The organism is Vibrio sp. RM-41-2B, assembly GCF_024744415.1.
GTDB lineage: Bacteria > Pseudomonadota > Gammaproteobacteria > Enterobacterales > Vibrionaceae > Vibrio > Vibrio diabolicus.
In genome coordinates this window covers 39992-60312 of the sequence record NZ_JAMQWD010000040.1, presented here as the reverse complement: position 1 = coordinate 60312, position 20321 = coordinate 39992, and the positions used below count along the sequence as shown (strand labels likewise).

The window sequence follows — 20321 nt, the reverse complement described above, 5'->3', positions numbered from 1 at the left end:
ACCGTTAGAAAAACAAACCCCGCTATGTTTGATAGCGGGGTTTGTTTTAACTGGCGTACGACACTTCTCTATTTTTCACTCACCACAGGAAAGCGCTGCTCATAAAGTTCCATAAAGTCTTTACGAATCAAATGCTCCAAGTGGTTAGCTTTATCGGTCGGGCAGAAAATCATAACATGCAAAATCTGCTCACCATTGATATTGCTAGAAATATGCATATGTGGCTCTGCTCCGGGAAGATCGACCCCAGCGTGTTTTTCGATCATCGCATTGTAGCGATGTGCAACATCACTGAAGTAACTACAATGCTCTTCAATCTTGTCGGTCAAGATTGGTAACAGAGGATACAAATTAACGAAGTCTTTCACCACGATAGAAAAATTGTGGTAGACGTAGCGCTTCATAAAATTGAGGTTCTTTACTGGGTAAGTAAAAAACATACTATTGGGTAAGGTCGCGGTTTTTCCGGTGTAGTGATATTGCCCATGGTGCAGGTCGATCTCTTGAATCACCGTCGCCATCATATTGTGCTCGATCACTTCGCCGCACAGTTTACCGACCTCAATCCAGTCACCGACACGAAAAGAACGTGAGCTTGCTCTTTGAATCGAGCCTGTAAAACACAAAATTATCTCTTTGGATGCCACAACAATGGCAACCGCTATCGCCGTGACACTTAGAGCAAACTCGTTTATTTCTGATTGCCATAAAATAAATAAAATCAGTAATGTAACGGCAAAGGTGCCGTTCTTAGTTCTGGACATCCAGCTGCGCTGATCTTCAGAAAGAAAGGCATGGTCACCACGAATCATCGATAAAATGGTACGACGAATTAACCACATAATCACAAAGATCAGTGCGGTAAAAATCAGTTTATGAGTGAGAAGAAAATCGACGACTAACTGCACTTTCTCCATTCCACGGCTCCCTTAGAATTAAAATACGGCCTAGTAACGGGTAACCATAACAAATTATTCTGTCAGTTGTCCGTGTTCACTCAAGTACTTTTGAGATTACTCCTCTCTAAAGGCGCGATTCATGCTTTCAGTGATTGGCTTTATTAAATAACTTAAAGGCGTTCGCGGTTCAGATAAAATAAGCACTTCCGCGTTCATTCCTGAAGTTAAGCGGTGTTTGGCTACATCTTCTTGCGAAATTGCAATTCTAGCGAGGTAAAAATCCTCTTGGTTTTCTTGTGAAAGCTTATCCGCAGAAATCGTTAACACCGTGCCGTCTAATGGTGCCAACGTTCTAGCATTCAGAGCGGTCAGACGAACATGCGCCTGCTGACCCGGGTTAACTAAATCGATATCTTGAGGATTCACGCGAGCCTCGACTAACAACTTATCGTCTTGAGGAACCAACTCTAATAGCGTTTCACCCGAACCAATCACACCTTTTTCGGTAAACACCTGCATGTTGACCACACGGCCTGCAATAGGTGCATTGATGGTTGTTCTCGCTACAATATCTTGGGCTGAGCGATACTCTTCACGGATGGCGACGATTTCCTTTTTGGTGTTTCGTAGCTCCTCGACAATCTCATTCAGTCTTTCAAGCTTCAACTCTTCAATTTGCGCTTGGTTTTCATCCAACCTTTTGCTTACTGTGAGTGATTGTCTGTCTAACTGACTTAAGGTACTCCGCACTTCCGCCGCAAGACGTTTGAGTTGAAGTAAGGTGGATTTACCCGAAAAGCCTTTTTGAACTAGAGCTTGGTTACTGTCTATTTCTTCGGCGATAAAATTGAGTCTTTCTCTCTCAATTACTTTGGTTTGCTGGAGGTTTTCCAGCTCCAAATTTGCCCCAGAAATACTCTGCTCAATGATGCTCAGCTTACTATCAAAGAATCGCTTTCTCGCTTCAAAGATCTTGTTTTGAACCAGTTGAGCTTCTTGGACGATATCGACGCGAGGAATACTTTCAAGATCATCAGACCATACGATCGTTGGCAATTCATCTAGCTCAGCACTTAGACGGTTTTCCTTCGCTAGAGTATGAATAAACTGACCACTTAATGAATCCAACTTCGCCATAGCTTGCCGCTTAGAGAGTTGAATTAATAATTGACCTTTTTCAACTAAGTCCCCCTCCTGCACGTACAGCTTTTCAATAATGCCGCCTTCTAGATGTTGAATTTCTTGGCGCTTAGTGAGAACAGACAAATCGCCATAAGCAATTGCAGCACTCTCTAATTTCGCTGTCGCAGCCCAGTAGCCTAGGCCACCAAGAAAAATACTTAGCGTCACCACACCAAGTAAAATTGGCTTTCGAAAGCTTAGTTTCGCTTGCGGACTAAAACGATAAACGGTTTCAGACGGATGCTGATTAACGGCTGGCAGTTGATTGCTCATTTCTTACCCTTGGAATATCTGTTCTTTCTTCGCCCATCAAGCGTTTTAATACTTCATCTTTAGCACCGTATAATTTGACTCGACCTTCAGCCAAATACAGCAATCTATCCATTTGTCGTAATGTACTCGGATTATGGGCAATGACGATAATCGTTGATCCTTGCGCCTTTAAATGGGCAATCAAACGTTGATATGCAGCCTCTCCTTCACCATCAAGGTTGGCATTAGCTTCATCGAAAATCACAATAGATGGATCGCCATAAACGGCTCTTGCAAGTGCGATTCTCTGCCTTTCTCCTCCAGATAAACCACGGCCATTTTCGCCAATAACGAAATCATAGCCTTTGTTTTTCTTGAGTATTAATTCATGACATCCTGCTAGTTGCGCCGCCTTGATGACTTTAGCGGGGTCTTCCTCTTTGAAGCGCGCAATGTTCTCCCGAATTGTGCCAGGAAACAACTCTACTTCTTGAGCGAGATAACCAAAATGGGCGCCGCGATCTTCCGATGCCCAAGTAGACACTTCCATACCATCAAGCGTAACCTTACCCGCTAGTGGCTTGATCGTACCTAATAACAACCGAGCAAACGTCGATTTACCAGTACCAGAAGGGCCAATAACTCCGACAGCGACTCCGGGAGGAATAGATAAGCTGATCGATGAGAGTACAGGCTCTGTTGTGCCAGGATGGCGATAAGCAAGTCCAGTTAGTTCATAGTGTCCTTTTGGCTTTGGCAGTGGCATATTCGATTCATCTTGGCGCACGATTGTGTCGATTTCTTTTAGTCGTTTATACGCGCCTTTAGCAGACATAGCACTTCGCCATGTTCCAATCGCCTGCTCCATCGGCGAGAGTGCCCGACTCATTAAAATGGAACTCGCGATCATCGCTCCCGCAGTAATCTCATGTTGGATCACTAACCATGCTCCGCCTCCCAACAAAAAGATCTGTAGTGAACCACGTACAAACTTAGAAAAGTTAGCCATGTAAATGGACTTACCTGCCACTCGCTCTTCGAGCATATTGACTTCATTCACGCGCGACTGCCATTTCTCTAAAAACGCGTTCATCATCCCCATCGCAAGAATTGAATTGGCATTTTGCGTGGCTAGCTCGGCGTTGTTGATATGAGAGATCGCCCTAACTTCACTCTCTTGCATGGTTTTACGCGTCATTAGCTCATTGAGTAGCCCGAGACTAAACAATACGATAGACCCGAGTAACGCGATGTGACCCAATACTGGGTGCAATAAATATACGAACAAAATAAACAGCGGTGTCCAAGGCGCATCCAATAGTGGATAGGGTGCTTGGCTGCTCAAAAAGCTTTTGATGTTCTGAATGTCTCGCAGCGTTTGCGAGGTGTAACTCTTCCCTGTGTGCGATTGGTATTGAATGCTGCGCTTAAGCATAAAAGTGGACAGTTTGGTGTCCATCCAATAACCAAATGATTTACTCATTTGCGCGCGAGCGATATCAATAATCGACATGGTTAGTAACGCGACAATCACGATAATAGTGAGCAAAAGTAGAGTATCGGTTGAATAGGAGGATATCACTCGGTTGTACACTTGAAGCATGTACAAGGGAATCGAGAGGACTAGTATGTTGATAAAAAGGCTAAAAGCGATTAGCAAGCCCGCAAGCGTGCATAGTTTTTGTCTCACTTCTTTGAAAACCGTTTTTTGCACGACTATTTCCGTTTAAATTGAAAATGTAGGCGCTAGCAAAAGCTAGCACCTAACTTAAGACAGCCTCAAATACACTCTAGAATGACCGAGTTAGTTCACCTCAGCGTGACAGAGCCACACAAACTAATCCCATTCTGAGTGATTTAAGTCATTTAGATTGCAAATAAATCCGCACCGTAAGTATTGATATCAGTTTCGGTAACGCCAATGAGTTTCACGGTTAGATCAGCACCATCGGTAAACACGGCATTACCTACAGCATCATAGCTAAAGCTTAAATCACCGAAGTCTGTGACCGAGTCGCTAATAATGTGCAAAGAATCTTCACCAATGGTGAAATCCACAACTTTTGCTTCGCCATGGCCACCAAACTTATCCGTGAACACAAACTTATCGCCATTGCTGCCGCCAACTAGAACATTATCACCAGAACCAGCTACAAGAATATCTTCACCGACGCCGCCATTTAGTTTGTTGTCACCCAACAAACCCAAAAGCAAATCATTACCTGTACCACCGCCGAGGTAATCGTTTCCTGTACCAGCCCTTAGGATGTCATCACCAGCACCACCAGTTAGGCGATCATCACCGTCGCCGCCGATCACATAATCGTTACCGCCACCGCCAACAAACGAATCATTACCACCAAAACCAATAAACAAGTCATCGCCGCCATCGAAATCAGCAAATTGGTTATTTACACCTGCATCGCCTAGATACGTGTCATTGTCACTTGTGCTCATTTTTATTCCCTCTTGTCTTAATAATTGAATAGACCTTTTATTCTATGTCTGAGTAGATTTGTAACAGACATGAGAAGTCTAATAGTCAACCGAATAGGAATAAGTTTGAATATGGGATGATATTTCAGACTGACATTTTAATAATAAATATAAAACTTAGTACTTTATAGAATATTTTCTTTTTATTACAGTAAGTTAATACTAGTACTACAGATTTCGCCTAGCCCAACTTGTTGCTTGCGTACGGTTCTTTACTTCTAACTTTCTAAAAATATTGTATAGATGTGATTTAATAGTATGCTCACTGATAAATAAAGAATCAGCAATTTCCATATTTGAGCCTCCTTCTTTCAACATTTTTAAAACTTGAATTTCACGCCGAGTAAGCTCTACCTCGATAGCAGGCTCGATAATGCTATTCGCTTCTTTTCCTCGATAATAATTAACCAGCTGATCCAGTAATCTTCGAGACAGCCAATTATCTCCTTTTATTATTGCTTTTAACCCCTGACACACCTTGTCCATGGAGTCTCCCGGACCGAATATACCCTTTACATGCGGCCATGAAGCGAGTTCTTCTGTGTCTAAGTCATAACCTAAATTAAGCATTATGGTTCCTAGTACTTTATTACTATCTTTTAAATAAACTAAAGTTTCGGATGGAATCTCAACTGAAAAATCAACAAGCAAAAAGTAGCGTTCCGGAATGAGTTCGTGATAACTAGGGTTTTTAGTATCTATGATCGTTATTTTAGTTTCTATATTTTTAGAAAGCATTTCCTTAAAGTTTTCACTCTGTAAACTTTGTTGAGTGAGCATTAGGACTTCAGGCTTTTCCATATACTGTTCCATAATGTTTCTCATACTTTCAGTGACTTAACATTCTTAAATTAGTCGTTAATCGTCCGCACTTAGTGTGATATGTAAGTGCTAGTCCACAGAGTAAAGTTATTTGCTACTTTTTTAAATTCCAAAGTTATTAAAAAGAGAATCAAAAAAAGTGTTTCTCATAAAAGAAACACTTTTAACACATTTAGGTCACAGTAATGATTAAGAATTCACTAAATTAAATAACGCAATATTTCAAGGACATTACACTGTTAACGAGTTATCCGAAATATTTTCTTTCGCCCAAATAAGTGCTTGGACTCTATTTTTTACTTCAATCTTCTTGAAAATATTGTGTAAATGAGTCTTTACCGTATTCTCGCTCACAAATAGTTGTTCAGCAATTTGTTGATTGGAAGCCCCCATAGAGAGAAAGGTAATTATTTGTTGCTCTCGTTTGGTCAAAATAGCGGGAACATTCTTATTTATCGGTTTGCAGTGGCGACGAAGGTGAGTAATGTATTGCTGAGAAAACTTACGGCTGAACCACATATCCCCCTGAAGCACCTTACCAATCCCAACTTGCAGCGTTTTTATATCATCAAAGGTATAGAAAATACCTGCTAGAGTACGCCAAGCAAAAAGATCTTCAGTCGAAATGGATTGATCACAATTAATTAAGATTTCGAGCGTATCTTTCTGTTGCGACTCTTTAAATTCCGAATAACGCCGAAAGATTTCATCAGTGATCACGCTGCAATCAACAATAATGGCTGACGCTAAAGGCGAATCTAACGCTCCTTGAATAAGAGAATCTGGTGTGATTAGAGCAACACTAATACCGAGTTTGGTCTCCAATACATCTTTCAGCAGAGATGACTGCAGACTGCCCTCCGTGATTAAAATGACATTTCTTGTTTTTTGTTGCTCCATCCTGATCGCATTCCCTTGGTCGCTTTTATTGAAATACGCAATAGATTTAGATAGAGCAGTAGTATTGTCAAGTATGAAAATAACTAGTACTAATTAATAACTCATTGAAGTGTCAATAATTTTTAAGTGGCAAGTCTGTAAGAGGTATTAGCATTTTTCAGGCATTAAAAAAGGGAGCATACACTCCCTTTTTTGTATTTGAGTTGGTGATTTTGTCGCGCCCGTTAGAGCCGAAACCTCACCCTAGCTTAGTGAACTGGAACAGAGTTTTTTTGGTTAAATTTACCAAAGTGTTGCTCTAACACTTCTGGCGTCAACTTACCTTCTGCTTCCAGCTTTTTTAGCTCAGCGACGATCGCTTTTTGCTCTTCTAGCGACGGCAGTTTTACTTCTGGCTCCTGAGCGGCTTCCTGAGAAATCTGCTCTAGTTCTTTTTCGAAGTCATTCATAGTACTTACCTAAATTTAGTTAGTGAACTTTTAAACTTCGGCTATTCTATCCAACTCTATAGCTTGAAGCTACCAACCATCTTGTCCAGACGTGAAGAGAGCGCTTGAAGATCACGACTTGCATCCGCCAGCTCTTCTGCCGTTGCCGTTGTCATTTCATTGATCGCGTTGATTTCTTCAATGTTTTGGTTAATGGTATGCACCACAGTGGATTGCTCTTCCGTCGCCGTCGCAACTTGCGTATTACGATCAGAGATGTCTGTAATTCGCTCAGAAATATTGACTAACACTTCCACTGCTTCATCGGTTGAAGCGACCCCTTCAATAGTGACCGCTTTACCCGCTTCCATAGCACTTACCGCATCTTGTGCGTCACTTTGAAGTTGGTTGATCATCCGTTGGATCTCTTCTGTTGAATCAGCCGTGCGTGACGCTAGGTTTCTTACCTCGTCAGCAACCACCGCAAAACCACGACCTTGCTCTCCAGCACGTGCAGCCTCAATCGCGGCGTTCAACGCAAGCAAGTTGGTTTGTTCTGATATGTCACGAATTACGCCCAGAATCGAGCCAATATCTTTAGTTGTCGATGCCAGCTGCGTGACGACAATATTGGTCGTTTCTACGTCATCAGCTAGGCGGCTAATCACCTCTTTGGCTTTCATAACCACTTCACGACCCGTTTGAGTATTATCAGAAGCCTGATTTGCCGTATCGGCAGCAGTAGCCGCGTTCGATGCAATTTCGCTGATGGTCGCACCCATCTGGTTAATCGCCGCAACAACTTGAATGGTTTGATCACGTTGCTCTTGGCTGTTGTCATGTGTGGATGTTGCTTTCGTCGAAACACTTTCTGCCGCTTGACTTAATGAGCCACTGGTCAAAGCAACTTCTTTCATTGTGGCGTGGATCTTCTCAATAAATCCGTTGAAGCCTTTTGAAAGCTGAGCAATTTCATCATTACCCTGAATTTCAATGCGCTGCGCCAAGTCGCCTTCACCTTGCCCAAGGTCGGTAAAACGATCGGCAATCAGTCGAATTGGTTTAGTAATACTATTTGCCAACCATACGCCCATCAGAATGAATACAACGGCGACAATGATGGTCGTAAACAGCATTTTTTGCGCAGTAGCATTTAGGTCCGCGAAGACTTCATCGACAGGAACTACACCAATGACAAACCAATTCATTGAAGGAACATACAAACTGGAAACAAACGTGTCCTGCCCTTCAAAGTCCACATTAATCAAATTGAAGCTGTTTTTATTCAGCAGTGCACTCGCATTACTACCAAATAGCTTGGTGATAGAAGTTTGGTTTTTACCTTGTTGACGATGTATTTGAATCTCACCCTGTTCGTTAGTGAGGAACACATAACCCGTATCTTCAATTTTAAACCCATTGAGCAGCGCAACCATGTCGTCCATCGACTTTGAAAGACCTGACATTGATGTGCCATTTAAGTCTTGGTAGTTGGCAAACATTTTTACTTCGCCGTTTGCCTCTTGGAAAACGCTCACTGACGTTTCTTGACCAGAAGACGTAAAGCCAAAGAACCAAGCATCTTGAGTTCGATTAAGCTGACGCAAGAACCCGTTTTGATTCCAGTAATATGCCGTTTGACGATTGGCTACCGACGCATCATTAAGTCCGTACTGGGATTTAACGTTATTGAGCTGCTGAACTAACTGAACTTCTACCGACGGGTCGCGGTCTGTATTAGATAGTGCTTCGACAATAAACTCGTTTGTTGCGAGCTGTTTTGCGGCTTGTTGCATCTCTACAACTTCGCGGTCAATTTCTGTATTGATTTGCTGCAGCATCGCAGGTAGTTCGATATCAATAAGACGGTGGCTCAACACATCTCTTGCATGACGCTGAGCCATAACACCAACGATTATTGTTGATGCTAAAACAGCAAACGTAATACCAAGTACAACCTTCTGTTTGATGCTCAAGGAATGAAGTTTCAACATATTCGGACCTTTTAAAAGAATCACTTGTTATTGGCCCCATAAGGGGAATCTGGTGCATATCTCATGACACGCACATCACAGAAACTTTATCGGCTCACATATACAAAACTAGAGGCATTTCTCACTATATTATGAAAAATAAATGTAACGCTCTGTCAGATAAGAACTTTCAGTGATAGCAAGTACTTGCAATTCTCTGCAGCGTCCCAATATTGAAAAGATAAATTGCGAAAGCGCATTGGAACTTTTTCCATCTGGAAAATGACCAATACTCAACACAAAAATCAAATGGATATCGAGAGTCCAAAGCATGCATAAATCTAACTTCGAAACTCTTCAGCAATACCTAGAGTCGCAGATCATTGGTCAGCAAGATCTAGTCAAACAACTGCTTGTTGCCCTTTTGGCAGATGGACATATTTTGGTTGAGGGCCCTCCTGGGCTGGCAAAAACCCGTGCAGTAAAATCACTCTCAGATTGTGTTGAAGGCGACTTCCACCGAATTCAGTTTACCCCTGACTTGCTGCCAGCCGATTTAACCGGCACCGATATCTTCCGCCCCGAAACCGGAGAGTTCACTTTCCAATCTGGTCCTATCTTCAATTCTCTTATCCTTGCGGATGAGATAAACCGTGCACCGGCCAAAGTACAAGCGGCGATGCTTGAAGCAATGGCAGAGAAACAAGTCACAGCAGGTCGCCATACTTACCCGTTGCCAGAGTTGTTTTTGGTCATGGCGACTCAAAACCCGATTGAACAAGAAGGGACTTATCCACTACCTGAAGCACAGCTAGATCGCTTTTTATTACATTTAGAAGTGGAATACCCAGATGCGGAGCATGAGCTATCTATCTTGCGTATTAACCGCGGTGAAGCAAAAGGCGAAACTACCGTCGAGCGCCCAATGTTAAGCCAACAAGATATATTCACTGCGCGTAAAGAAGTGTTGGATATTCATATGGCCGAAACGATAGAGCAGTACATCGTCCGTTTAGTTATGGCAACACGTCGAGCCAGCGAATATGACACTGAGCTGGATAAGTGGTTGTCAATGGGCGTTAGTCCACGTGCCACCATCGCTCTGGATCGTTGTGCCCGTGCGCACGCTTGGCTTGCAGGTCGTGATTTTGTGTCCCCAGAAGATGTTCAAACCATGGCTTATCCGGTTTTGCGCCACCGTTTATTACTGAGTTACCACGCTCAAGCGGAAGGCATTACGGCAAACCAAGTCATTGATAAGCTGCTAAACCTCGTTGGCAGTGCATAAGACGAGGGAGTGATATGTCCACAACGCATCCATTGCCACCTCATGCGAATGGGGTGACATTAACCCTTGAAGAGCTGCTGCAATACCGCACTCAATCTGTACGTTGGTTGCCACCAGCACAAAGTATCTGGTCGCAAATGAGCGGTAACCATACCAGCCGCCAAAAAGGGCGAGGCATGGATTTTATGGAAGTACGCCAATACCAACCTGGCGATGATATCCGCAGTATTGATTGGCGGGTAACTGCTCGTACAGGGAAAGCGCACACAAAGTTATTTGCAGAAGACAAAGAGCAAGCTGTGATTCTTTACCTTGACCTGAGTTCTAGCCTGCATTTTGGGTCTAAGTATATGCTTAAGTCGGTTCAATTGGCTCACTTTGCCAGCGTGTTGATTTGGCTCACTTTGGCTAAAAAGGATCGCATCGGTGCGGTGATTGACGATGGACATCAATGTTTTGAGTTTCGCCCTTCCTCTCTACAAAAACAGGGGCTGCGGATTCTTAATGCTATCGTCGATACACATAACGCGCAGGTGGCTCGTACTGCCAACAACGAGGCTCGTACACTGCCGTATACTCAGGTGATAGAAACACTTCATACACTGATACCTAAGGGCAGCGAACTGATTATGCTCAGCGACTTTGCCCACATAAGCACGGCAGAGTTGACGCAGTTACGTCGACTAAAACAGCACAACAGTGTGAGGGCTATTCAGTTTTATGACCCTTTAGAAAGAGGTGAAACAAACTTTAGAGGTCAAGTAAAAGCCTCGGATGGACAACGTAGTCAATGGTTCAACTTTGGCTCCAAGGGCCAAAGAAAGGAACTCGAAACACACTTTACTCAACACCAAGAAACCATTAAACAGCAATGCCATTCGATGGCGATTCCATTTAACACGCTATCAAGTGGTTGGCCCTTGATTTCACAATTAAGCTAACAAACTGTACAAGCAGCATTTATTAAGCAGTAATAATAATGACAACAAACAACCAAAGCCTAAACCTTGAACCTCTGATTTTACCAAACGCTCCGGATTGGTTTCCGCTCGCTTGGGGATGGTGGGCAGTGCTTGCGGCCACCGTGCTTTTCGTTTTCAGCATTTATCTTTATACGAAATGGCGTAAAAAACGCCTACGCGCGCAAAAGGCAGCCTTAAAACTTTTAACTCAATCTGTCACACCTCATACCCCCTCCTCTGCTCTGGAAATATTGCGTCAGGCGGCATTGAGTCACTTTCCGCGTGAAGAAATCGCGCCATTAACTGGAATCGCTTGGTATGAGTTTCTCGATAGCCATACAAAAGAAACTCGATTCGTAGACAAACAACATCAGTGGCAAGAAGCGCTGTATCAGAAATCCTCTCAAGAAAATCATCAAAGCTTGGTCGATGATTGTGTCTTTTGGATAACTCACGCTTTGCCACCAAAGAAAAAGGCAAATAACCGTGACTGAGCAAACACTCATAACCGATCTTGCCCAATGGCTAAACATTGAATTTGTCTGGTGGTGGGCACTATTTTTGCTGCCTGTCCCCTGGCTGGTATACAAGCTCCTGCCACAAGAATCTCAACAAGCCGAGATCAAATTGGCGTACTTACCAACTAATGAGAATGGCAGCAAGCCTAGGCAAGCCCTGCAAAAATCACTATCAATGGCGATCTGGGTTCTTCTTATCATTGCTTGTGCGCGTCCAGTTTGGTTTGGCGATCCAGTTGAGTTCCAACCCAAATATCGGGACTTGATGTTAGTCGTCGACCTATCTGGCTCGATGCAGCAAGAAGACATGGAGCTCAACGGCGAATACATCGACCGACTCACCGCTGTCAAAAAAGTTCTGTCTGATTTCGTGGCAAAGCGAAAAGGCGACCGTCTCGGGGTTGTTTTGTTTGGCGATCACGCGTATTTGCAAACGCCACTCACTGCAGACCGTAAAACCGTCATGCAGCAGATTAATCAAACCGTCATCGGCCTGGTTGGTCAACGAACCGCCATTGGTGATGGCATTGGTCTAGGCACGAAAACCTTTGTAGACAGTGATGCTCCGCAACGAGTCATGATTTTGCTTAGTGACGGCAGCAACACTGCCGGTGTGCTCGAACCGCTCGAAGCAGCGGAAATCGCAAAAAAATACAAAGCGACCATTTACACCGTAGGCGTAGGTGCTGGTGAAATGATGGTGAAAGAGTTTTTCATGACTCGTAAGGTTAACACCGCAGCCGACTTGGATGAGCAAACACTAACTAAAGTGGCAGAGATGACTGGTGGACAATATTTTCGAGCACGAGATACTGATCAGCTCGAAAAGATCTACGACACGATCAACCAGCTCGAGCCCGTGTCAAACGACACGCAAACTTGGCGTCCGCAGTCAGAATGGTTCCCATACCCATTAAGCGCTGCATTCGTACTGTCGGTATTGTTATTCCTACTGAGGAGAAAACATGGCTGAGTTTATTTTCCTTAACCCTTCTTGGCTTTGGGGGCTCATCGCAATCCCTATTGCGCTCTTGCTCAATCACAAATTTAGAGCAAAAAAATCGACACTGATTGCCCCTCACCTAGCTAAAGTGCTCGGACAAAATACGCAGTCCAAACACTATTTTATTCTCTGGGGCGTAGCTTGGGCGGTTGCCTGTATTGCGCTAGCGGGACCAAGCTGGCAATCCAACGCTCGCCCAAGCTTTGAGTTAAACCAAAACCGCATTTTAGTGCTTGATATGTCTCGCTCGATGTTCGCTACGGACATCAAGCCTAATCGACTCGCGCAAACACGTTATAAGGCGCTGGACTTACTTCCTAAATGGAAAGAAGGGGCTACGGGTCTTATTGCTTACGCTGGCGATGCCTATAACTTAAGTCCACTGACGACTGATTCCAGTACGCTTGCCGGCATTATCGAGAATTTGTCACCAGAGCTAATGCCTTTTCAAGGGGCAAACCTGCCTTCCGCAATTGAATTAGCGCTCAACCAGTTCTCTCAAGCAGGTGTGCAACAAGGCGACATCATCGTGTTAGCTGATGACCTTGATGAGTCAGAACTGTCTCGGACGTTGAATTTGGTCGAAGGTAAAAACATTCGCATCTCAGTTCTCGCAGTAGGAACCGCTAATGGCGCTCCCATCGCCCTACCCGATGGTTCTCTTTTAAAAACTGCACAAGGCACAACAGTCGTAGCGAAAACAAATCTGAAGAATTTACAAATACTAGCAAAGAAAACAGGTGGAATTTTTGTTCCTATTCAGCACACCAATCGCGATGTTGAGAACATTTCAGCCTTTACGAACAACGTTGGCAGTCAACTTTCGGCCAAGCAGAGTGAAGAAGTGAGCACTGACTCTCGCTTAAACGGTGGCTTTTGGTTGCTGCCGCTGTTACTTCTGCCTGCAGCTTTACTGTTCCGACGCGGCCTGATTTGGATGTTTGTGGCAACAATAATACCGATGACTTGGACACAACACGCCGAAGCAAATCCGTTCTTAAATGCCGACCAACGAGGAGCGGAACTCTACAAGCAAGGTGAGTATGAACAGGCGCAAAACCTATTTACAAACCCAAGCTGGAAAGGAGCCGCCAGTTACCAAAAAGGTGACTACGAAGCCGCTATCGAAGCATTTTCTCATGACTCCTCTCCTAACGGCCGCTATAACCTTGCCAACTCTCTGGCGCAAAATGGTCAATTAGAAGAAGCAGCAGAGCTTTATAAAAAACTGCTTGAAGAAAAGCCCAACTTTGAAGCTGCAAAGAAAAACTTGTCGGTTGTGGAACAGAAGCTGAAACAGCAACAGCAACAGCAACAGCAACAGCAACAGCAACAGCAACAGCAACAGCAACAGCAACAGCAACAGCAACAGCAACAGCAACAGCAACAAAAGTCTCAAAACGGTGAAAGGGAAGAGCAAGGACAACAGTCACAAAATCAGCAAGAACCTGAAAATAAAACAGAAAAGCAAAAAACAGAGCAACATCGACCGAAACGAGGTGAAAAGCAGGCTCAGGAACAAGGTGAACCAATGCAGGCTCAAGTGCAGCCAAAAAACACGCATCGGGATGATCCTGAATTCCGTCGTTTAGAAGCAGTCGAAAGCGCTCGCGATCCAAGCTTTTTGATTCGTGCACAAATGCAGCTTCAAGCTCAACAAAAACAACCTCCACAACAATCTCAAAAGGAGTGGTAAGCCCGTGATGAACAAAGGCGTACAACTGATCTTTATTCTTGTGGCCAGCCTATTATCCAGCTTCTCGGTGATGGCACAGACGCTTCAAGCAAGCGTCAATAAAACACAAGTTGCTAAGAATGAAGTGATCAACCTCAGAATCATGGCAGATACTGAGCTCAGCTCAGATGCAATTGACTTTAATGTACTTGAGAACGACTTTTTCTTGGGTCAACCTCGTTATGGGCGCTCCAGCAATAACATTAACGGAAGAAAATCTGTACGTACTGAGTGGAGTATCTCGATTGCGCCGATGAAAGAAGGTGTTCTGACTATTCCGAGCTTTTCCGCAGGTGGTATGAGAACGGAGCCAATAAAGCTTCGTGTCACCGCAAGCCAAGCTGAACCCAATCTCGATGACCTATTTAGCTTTAATATCAGTGTCGACAACAGCACGCTGTACCCTCAGCAATCTGCGACATTACGTATGCAGCTTTTGATCAAAGCGGATACCCGCCGTCTTGATAACCCACAAATTGTGCCTCCACAGATTGAAGGCATGAAGCTTGAAGCGATTGGTGGCTTACAGCAGGGACAAAAGATCTTAAATGGATTAGAAGTAGTGGTCATTGAACAGTCGTTTCGCTTAACGGCGAATCAGCCGGGTACTTACACCTTGATAGGTCCTAGACTGACAGGCTCTTACATTTATGGCGACAGCTTGACGGGCTCTACCAAGATCATGCCAATCAACACCAAAGCTGAGCAAATGCCTATCGAGGTAAAACCAATTCCAAGTGAATTTGAAGGGGAATGGCTTCCAGCTTCAGCGTTAGAAATGACGCAGAGCTGGCAAGACGCTCAAGGTAATACACTGTCGGTTAATGCGCTCAACACTGTCAAACAGGGCTCTTCACTCACTCGAACCATTCAAATTAAAGCTCGCGGAACACAAGCCGAATACCTTCCACGAGTAAGTATTGATTATCCAAGTTCACTACGGGTCTACCCAGAACAGCCTCAATTCGACAGCGCGAGAGATGGCACCGTTATCATGACCGTGAAGCAAGTCATTATCCCCACTGAGGCTGGGTCATATACCTTGCCGGGATACCATTTGAACTGGTGGGACAGCCAAAATGATGAAGCGAAAAAAGCGACGTTACCAGAGCTACAATTAGACATAGAGCAAAGTGACACCGGGCTTATCACGTTGCCGGAATCGCCTCTGCCAACACCACCTGAGTCAGCCATCAGTCCCGAACCAAACAGTGGAGTGAGCAGCCTCTGGCAAACCCTGACATTTATTTTCGCTGGGCTTTGGGTGGCGACGTTAGGAATCGCGATTTGGGCATGGAAGAAGCGTCCTATGACGGCGAGTAAAACGGTTTCGAATACCGAGCAACCTCTTTGCGTTGATGCGTTGAAAAAAGTCATCAATGAAGGGGACGCTGCTAAAATTGAACGCTCAGTAAACGAGTATCTAAACACTCACCGAGACAGGTTAAGCCCTGGTGATGTGCAGGCAGTAAAACAAGAGCTTGACGCCATGAACCAAGCGCGTTTTAGTGCCAATCAACAACCTTGGCATCCAGACTCGCTACTGGCAAAAATTCAAAACCTTGGCAAAGCAAACGTAACAAAAACCGACCACCAGCTAGAAAAACTATAAAGCAAAATGGCAGCTCAAGAGAACTGCCATTTTTCTTGTGCGACCAAACTCACTTTAGCAGTTTTATCTAAAAATCAACCAAACTGTCTCAGTAACTTTGATGTTATGAGCATCACTTATTCAACAAAAGCTTGATGCTCGTACTCATATCGCCTTACGCAATTTCGACCATGACTCTTCGCTTGGTAGAGTGCCTTATCCGACAACTGGTAAAGATGGTCGAAATTAAAGTCTTTGCCTTTCGTTTTGTAGCAAGAATAACCGATTGACACGGTGAGCAACTCCCCTTCTGGGTTGTGTTGGTGTTTGATGCCTTCATCTTCAATGCATTGACGAATACGTTCCGCTCTCTGCTTTACCGCCTCTTGATCGGAGCCGATCATTAGTAACACAAACTCTTCTCCGCCAATGCGACAGAAAACCTCATCTTCACCTTTGGTATGATGATCCAAGATATGACCCACGCGCATTAGTGCGATATCCCCTTCGAGATGACCATAGTGATTGTTAAACAATCCAAAGTGATCAATATCAATCAGGATAAGACCAAAGGACATCGCTTCCTCACACTCTAGCGCGCAATATTTCTGCATCACATGTTCTAACATACGGCGATTGCCAAGACGTGTCAGAGGGTCAAGTTTAGAAAGCACCTCAAGCTGTCGGTTGGCTTCCTCCAACTCTTTGGTTCGGTTCTGTACTTCTAACTCCAGGTTTTCGTTTAATCCGCGAATCGCCTCTTGCGCTTGAGTGCGCTGCAAAACCTCCGCTAGACTGGAAGCGAACATACGAATCACTTCACGTAGCTGAGAAGTCAGCGGCGCGCGCGTCAATAAGTTATCAACGGCAATAAAAGCGATGGGCCCGCTGCTATTCGAAGTCAAAACCGTCATCGCAGCCCAGCCAAAGCCGACAATATTACAGTCATGATAAATAGGAACGGATTCCTCAAATGCGACTTCACTAGGTACGGCGCGAGCTAAATTGATCAACGAAAAGTCTTGTGTCTCACCAAAGAAATAAGACTCATCCACCACATTGCCTTGAATGTCAGTCCCCCAAGTACCTTGCATGTATGAGCAGTTTTCATCGGTCAAAAACACCGCCATCCGATCAATACCAAGATTTTTGATGGCAAAAGTGACGGCCGATTTACATACATCACTGACGGTTGTACAGCGTGATAGCTCAACCATGCTTGAATGCAACATACGCACGTTCTGCTCTTGGCGCTTTCGAATGTAAATTTGTGAGAAAAGGGAGCCAAACGAGTCCAACATCTGTTTTTGATACGCTGTTATCGGCTTGCGATGAATAAAGTTATCAAGCGCGAACCAACCAAATGGCTCATTGCCATCACGTAGAATCAACATCGCGTTCCACCCCTGCCCAACCACTTTACCAGCTGTGTATATCGGCGCATCTTCCACGATCACTAGGTTGCTCTCAAGGCATGACAGCGCAGCGATGTATTCTTCGCTCAGTTGGTGTAAATCGTATTGCGTGTGAAACTCATCAATGGTGATACCTGATTCATCCGTGCCGTACGTTCCACTGAAACTACGCTTTTTCATGTCCAAAAGCATCAGTGTGGAGCGATCAAACCCCAACCGTTGACGTAGCGCTTCGACGGCTTTGTAATACAAATCTTTTAAGGAATCAGGGTTGGAGATCTCGAGAGCAACTTGCTGAACTAACTTCATGTTCTCGATAAAGCGCTCGCGTTGGTTAATTTCATCGACATATTGCGCTTCACGAATATCTCTGTGTCTCATCTCTTGCGAAGCATTTTTCTCGGCGCGAATGCACTGCCAACGCGCCGCTGCAAGCTGCATTGCATCATAGCTTTCTTCATAGATATTGTGTGCCGTGCGAGCATGAACAGATTGAATCAGTAGGTAGGTGCGTTTGATAGGCGTGTTATCGAGCATCATTATGTAACTATCTCCACCTAAATCTTGGGTGTGATTCCAGTTACAAGTATTGATCGCCAGAGGAATGATGCTTTCAGAAGTGTCAAACTGACTTGCCCACTCCCAGAAGCTGTCAGGATAGCTTTGGATTGGGTAAAGCTCCCCGCGAGAGAAACTCACAGAATAACGGGGATTGATTGAAGGATCTTCAAAAATGGCTAAGGCTTGAGGGGAGAACAAACTCTCTAAATGATCAAATATCGCCTCCGCTAATAAGCGATGATCCCTCGTTGAAGACACTTTTCTTGTAAAACTTCTTAAACTCACCCTACCAACCTAATCTACTTTTTTATTCTCGATAAAAAACTACTTAGGCCATCATATGCAATCAATACAATCAAATTTGAGCTGTTAAGTCATTCGCAAAATTATCAGACTTAGTTTCACATTCGAGAGCTCTTCAGCACTTTTATAACCGTATTTCACATAAGTTACATGTTCTATAAAAAGGGGGGATATTTGTGCTTCCTTGCAAGAATTATTGGTATAGGTTGGTGTTATAAATCTGCAGCTTGAAAAGAAAAAGGCCCCTCAAAAAGAGGGGCAAAGTTACCATCGCTTATAGTTATTTAGTTATGCTTGTAAATATGGCGAATTAACCGAAATCACCATTTACGTAGCCTTGAGTACGGTCATCTTGAGGGTTGCTGAAGATCACTTGAGTATCGTTATGTTCAACCAGTTCGCCCATTAGGAAGAATGCAGTACGGTCAGAGATACGACGCGCCTGTTGCATTGAGTGGGTCACAATAACGATGGTGTAGTTCTTCTTTAGCTCTTCCATCAGTTCTTCGATTTTATGTGTCGCAATTGGGTCAAGTGCCGACGTTGGTTCATCCATCAGGATTACGTCCGGCTCCATCGCGATCGTACGTGCGATACAAAGACGCTGTTGCTGACCACCCGATAGACCAAATGCGTGTGACTTCAGACGATCTTTCACTTCGTCCCAAAGTGCTGCGCCGCGTAGTGAACGCTCTACCACTTCGTCAATGTGTTTCTTGTCTTTGATACCTTGAGCACGTAGGCCGTAAGCCACGTTTTCGTAGATGCTCATCGGGAATGGGTTTGGCTTCTGGAACACCATGCCAACCTTGATGCGAAGATCCGCGACATCAATGTTGCCGTAAATGTCTTCGCCGTCCATCGCCAATTTACCCGTAATTTTCACGCCTTCTATTAGGTCGTTCATGCGGTTCAAACAACGTAGAAGCGTTGATTTACCACAACCTGACGGGCCGATAAGTGCCGTTACTTGGCGAACTGGAATTGGTAGGTTGATCGATTTCAGTGCTTGGTTTTCACCGTAGAATAAGTCTAGGTTTTCAATATCAAATTTGTTCATTTTCTTAATCTCTTAAATCTTGAATTCGTGTCTTTTAACGTGCGTTCTTAATTAGTGTTGTTAGTAAGTTGCGGTGTTAAAACGTCTAGCAATCAGTTTCGTTACCATGTTGATCAGAAGAACAACCACGATAAGCACTGTTGCGGTACCGTAAGCCTGATTCCATTCTTCAACGGTAAACAGTTCGGTAGTCAGTTTGTATAGGTGAACGGTTAATGTACGACCGGAGTCCAACAGAGAATCTGGAATACGAGCAACCATGCCTGCTGTCAGAAATACAGGAGCAGACTCACCAATGACACGACCAATACTAAGAATGACCGAGGTTAAGATCCCTGGCATTGCACTCGGAAGAATCAAACGCCAGATAGTGTAAATTTTTGAAGCGCCAAGGCCGTAAGAGCCTTCACGATACGTTTGAGGCACTGCCATTAGTGCTTCTTCCGTAGTACGGATGATCACTGGCAGAATAAGAATACTTAGAGTCAGTGCACCCGACAGAATCGAGAAGCCCAGACCAAGAATTGCCACGAAGAACGTCATACCGAATAGACCGAAGATGATCGACGGGATACCCGCCAACGACTCAGTACAGAATCGGATAATTTTTACCAATCGGCTACCGACTTTCGCGTATTCGGTTAAGTAAATTGCCGTCATGATACCCAGTGGCGCCGCTACCGCGATGGATGCGATAACCATGTAGATGGTCGAGACGATCATCGGGAAGATACCGTGCTCTTCACCAGTACGTGTGTAGTTATCAGTAATGAAGTTCCAATCTACGTGTTGTAGACCATTTGATAGGATGTACCAGATAATCCAGAACAAAAAACCTACCGTTAGTGCTGCCGAAATCCAAACCAAAGCGTTAAAGACGTTATCTTTGAACTGGCGAGCTTGTTTTAGTTTTGCGCGATCCATAATAGTCAC

At 44.3% G+C, this 20321-nt stretch carries 17 protein-coding genes; 6 read left to right on the top strand and 11 right to left on the bottom strand.

The window, feature by feature from the left end; genetic code table 11:
• Positions 1-68: 68 nt before the first annotated feature.
• From NB463_RS17835 to NB463_RS17800, 8 genes are all read right to left on the bottom strand, one after another.
• Entirely contained in the window at positions 69-917 is an 849-nt protein-coding gene (locus NB463_RS17835; protein ID WP_005392418.1) for a mechanosensitive ion channel family protein, read from the bottom strand.
• 96 nt (positions 918-1013) lie between these two features.
• Complete coding sequence (locus tag NB463_RS17830) at positions 1014-2354, bottom strand: HlyD family type I secretion periplasmic adaptor subunit (RefSeq protein WP_005392416.1); 1341 nt, start codon at positions 2352-2354, stop codon at positions 1014-1016.
• Positions 2329-4047 (bottom strand): type I secretion system permease/ATPase, encoded by a 1719-nt coding sequence (locus NB463_RS17825; RefSeq protein WP_258431263.1) that lies wholly within the window; start codon positions 4045-4047, stop codon positions 2329-2331. The genes NB463_RS17830 and NB463_RS17825 overlap by 26 nt, the downstream gene beginning before the upstream one ends.
• A gap of 152 nt (positions 4048-4199) precedes the next feature.
• Positions 4200-4790 (bottom strand): calcium-binding protein, encoded by a 591-nt coding sequence (locus NB463_RS17820; RefSeq protein ID WP_005392412.1) that lies wholly within the window; start codon positions 4788-4790, stop codon positions 4200-4202.
• A 207-nt stretch (positions 4791-4997) separates the two neighbouring features.
• Positions 4998-5654, bottom strand: a complete 657-nt coding sequence (locus tag NB463_RS17815) for a LuxR C-terminal-related transcriptional regulator (protein ID WP_080619247.1) — start codon at positions 5652-5654, stop codon at positions 4998-5000.
• A 228-nt stretch (positions 5655-5882) separates the two neighbouring features.
• Positions 5883-6551, bottom strand: coding sequence for a LuxR C-terminal-related transcriptional regulator (locus NB463_RS17810; protein ID WP_258431511.1), 669 nt, complete (start codon positions 6549-6551; stop codon positions 5883-5885).
• Between the two features lie 248 nt (positions 6552-6799).
• A complete protein-coding gene (locus NB463_RS17805; RefSeq protein WP_005392406.1) occupies positions 6800-7000 on the bottom strand; it encodes a restriction endonuclease subunit S in 201 nt (66 codons plus the stop codon).
• A gap of 56 nt (positions 7001-7056) precedes the next feature.
• Positions 7057-8973 (bottom strand): methyl-accepting chemotaxis protein, encoded by a 1917-nt coding sequence (locus tag NB463_RS17800; protein ID WP_048625359.1) that lies wholly within the window; start codon positions 8971-8973, stop codon positions 7057-7059.
• A gap of 310 nt (positions 8974-9283) precedes the next feature.
• Between NB463_RS17800 and NB463_RS17795 the strand changes: the two genes are divergently transcribed.
• Genes NB463_RS17795 through NB463_RS17770 form a run of 6 tightly spaced genes read left to right on the top strand, consistent with a single transcriptional unit; the run spans position 9284 to position 16070 of the window.
• On the top strand, positions 9284-10240 hold the full coding sequence (locus tag NB463_RS17795) for an AAA family ATPase (RefSeq protein ID WP_005392397.1): 957 nt from the start codon (positions 9284-9286) through the stop codon (positions 10238-10240).
• Between the two features lie 14 nt (positions 10241-10254).
• Complete coding sequence (locus tag NB463_RS17790) at positions 10255-11181, top strand: DUF58 domain-containing protein (RefSeq protein ID WP_258431510.1); 927 nt, start codon at positions 10255-10257, stop codon at positions 11179-11181.
• 38 nt (positions 11182-11219) lie between these two features.
• Positions 11220-11696: a DUF4381 domain-containing protein gene (locus NB463_RS17785; RefSeq protein ID WP_139059199.1), complete on the top strand. Its 477-nt coding sequence runs from the start codon at positions 11220-11222 to the stop codon at positions 11694-11696.
• A complete protein-coding gene (locus NB463_RS17780) occupies positions 11689-12693 on the top strand; it encodes a vWA domain-containing protein (protein ID WP_171058376.1) in 1005 nt (334 codons plus the stop codon). The genes NB463_RS17785 and NB463_RS17780 overlap by 8 nt, the downstream gene beginning before the upstream one ends.
• Complete coding sequence (locus NB463_RS17775; RefSeq protein ID WP_258516025.1) at positions 12686-14419, top strand: VWA domain-containing protein; 1734 nt, start codon at positions 12686-12688, stop codon at positions 14417-14419. The genes NB463_RS17780 and NB463_RS17775 overlap by 8 nt, the downstream gene beginning before the upstream one ends.
• Positions 14420-14423: 4 nt before the next feature.
• Positions 14424-16070, top strand: coding sequence for a BatD family protein (locus tag NB463_RS17770; protein WP_258430694.1), 1647 nt, complete (start codon positions 14424-14426; stop codon positions 16068-16070).
• A 116-nt stretch (positions 16071-16186) separates the two neighbouring features.
• On the opposite strand, the gene NB463_RS17765 is transcribed toward NB463_RS17770, so the two are convergent.
• The 3 genes from NB463_RS17765 to pstA form a co-directional block, all read right to left on the bottom strand.
• Positions 16187-18310: a sensor domain-containing diguanylate cyclase gene (locus NB463_RS17765; RefSeq protein WP_258430695.1), complete on the bottom strand. Its 2124-nt coding sequence runs from the start codon at positions 18308-18310 to the stop codon at positions 16187-16189.
• A 328-nt stretch (positions 18311-18638) separates the two neighbouring features.
• Complete coding sequence (gene pstB, locus NB463_RS17760) at positions 18639-19388, bottom strand: phosphate ABC transporter ATP-binding protein PstB (protein ID WP_005397884.1); 750 nt, start codon at positions 19386-19388, stop codon at positions 18639-18641.
• 60 nt (positions 19389-19448) lie between these two features.
• Positions 19449-20312 (bottom strand): phosphate ABC transporter permease PstA, encoded by an 864-nt coding sequence (gene pstA / locus NB463_RS17755; protein WP_005397882.1) that lies wholly within the window; start codon positions 20310-20312, stop codon positions 19449-19451.
• Positions 20313-20321 lie beyond the last annotated feature (9 nt).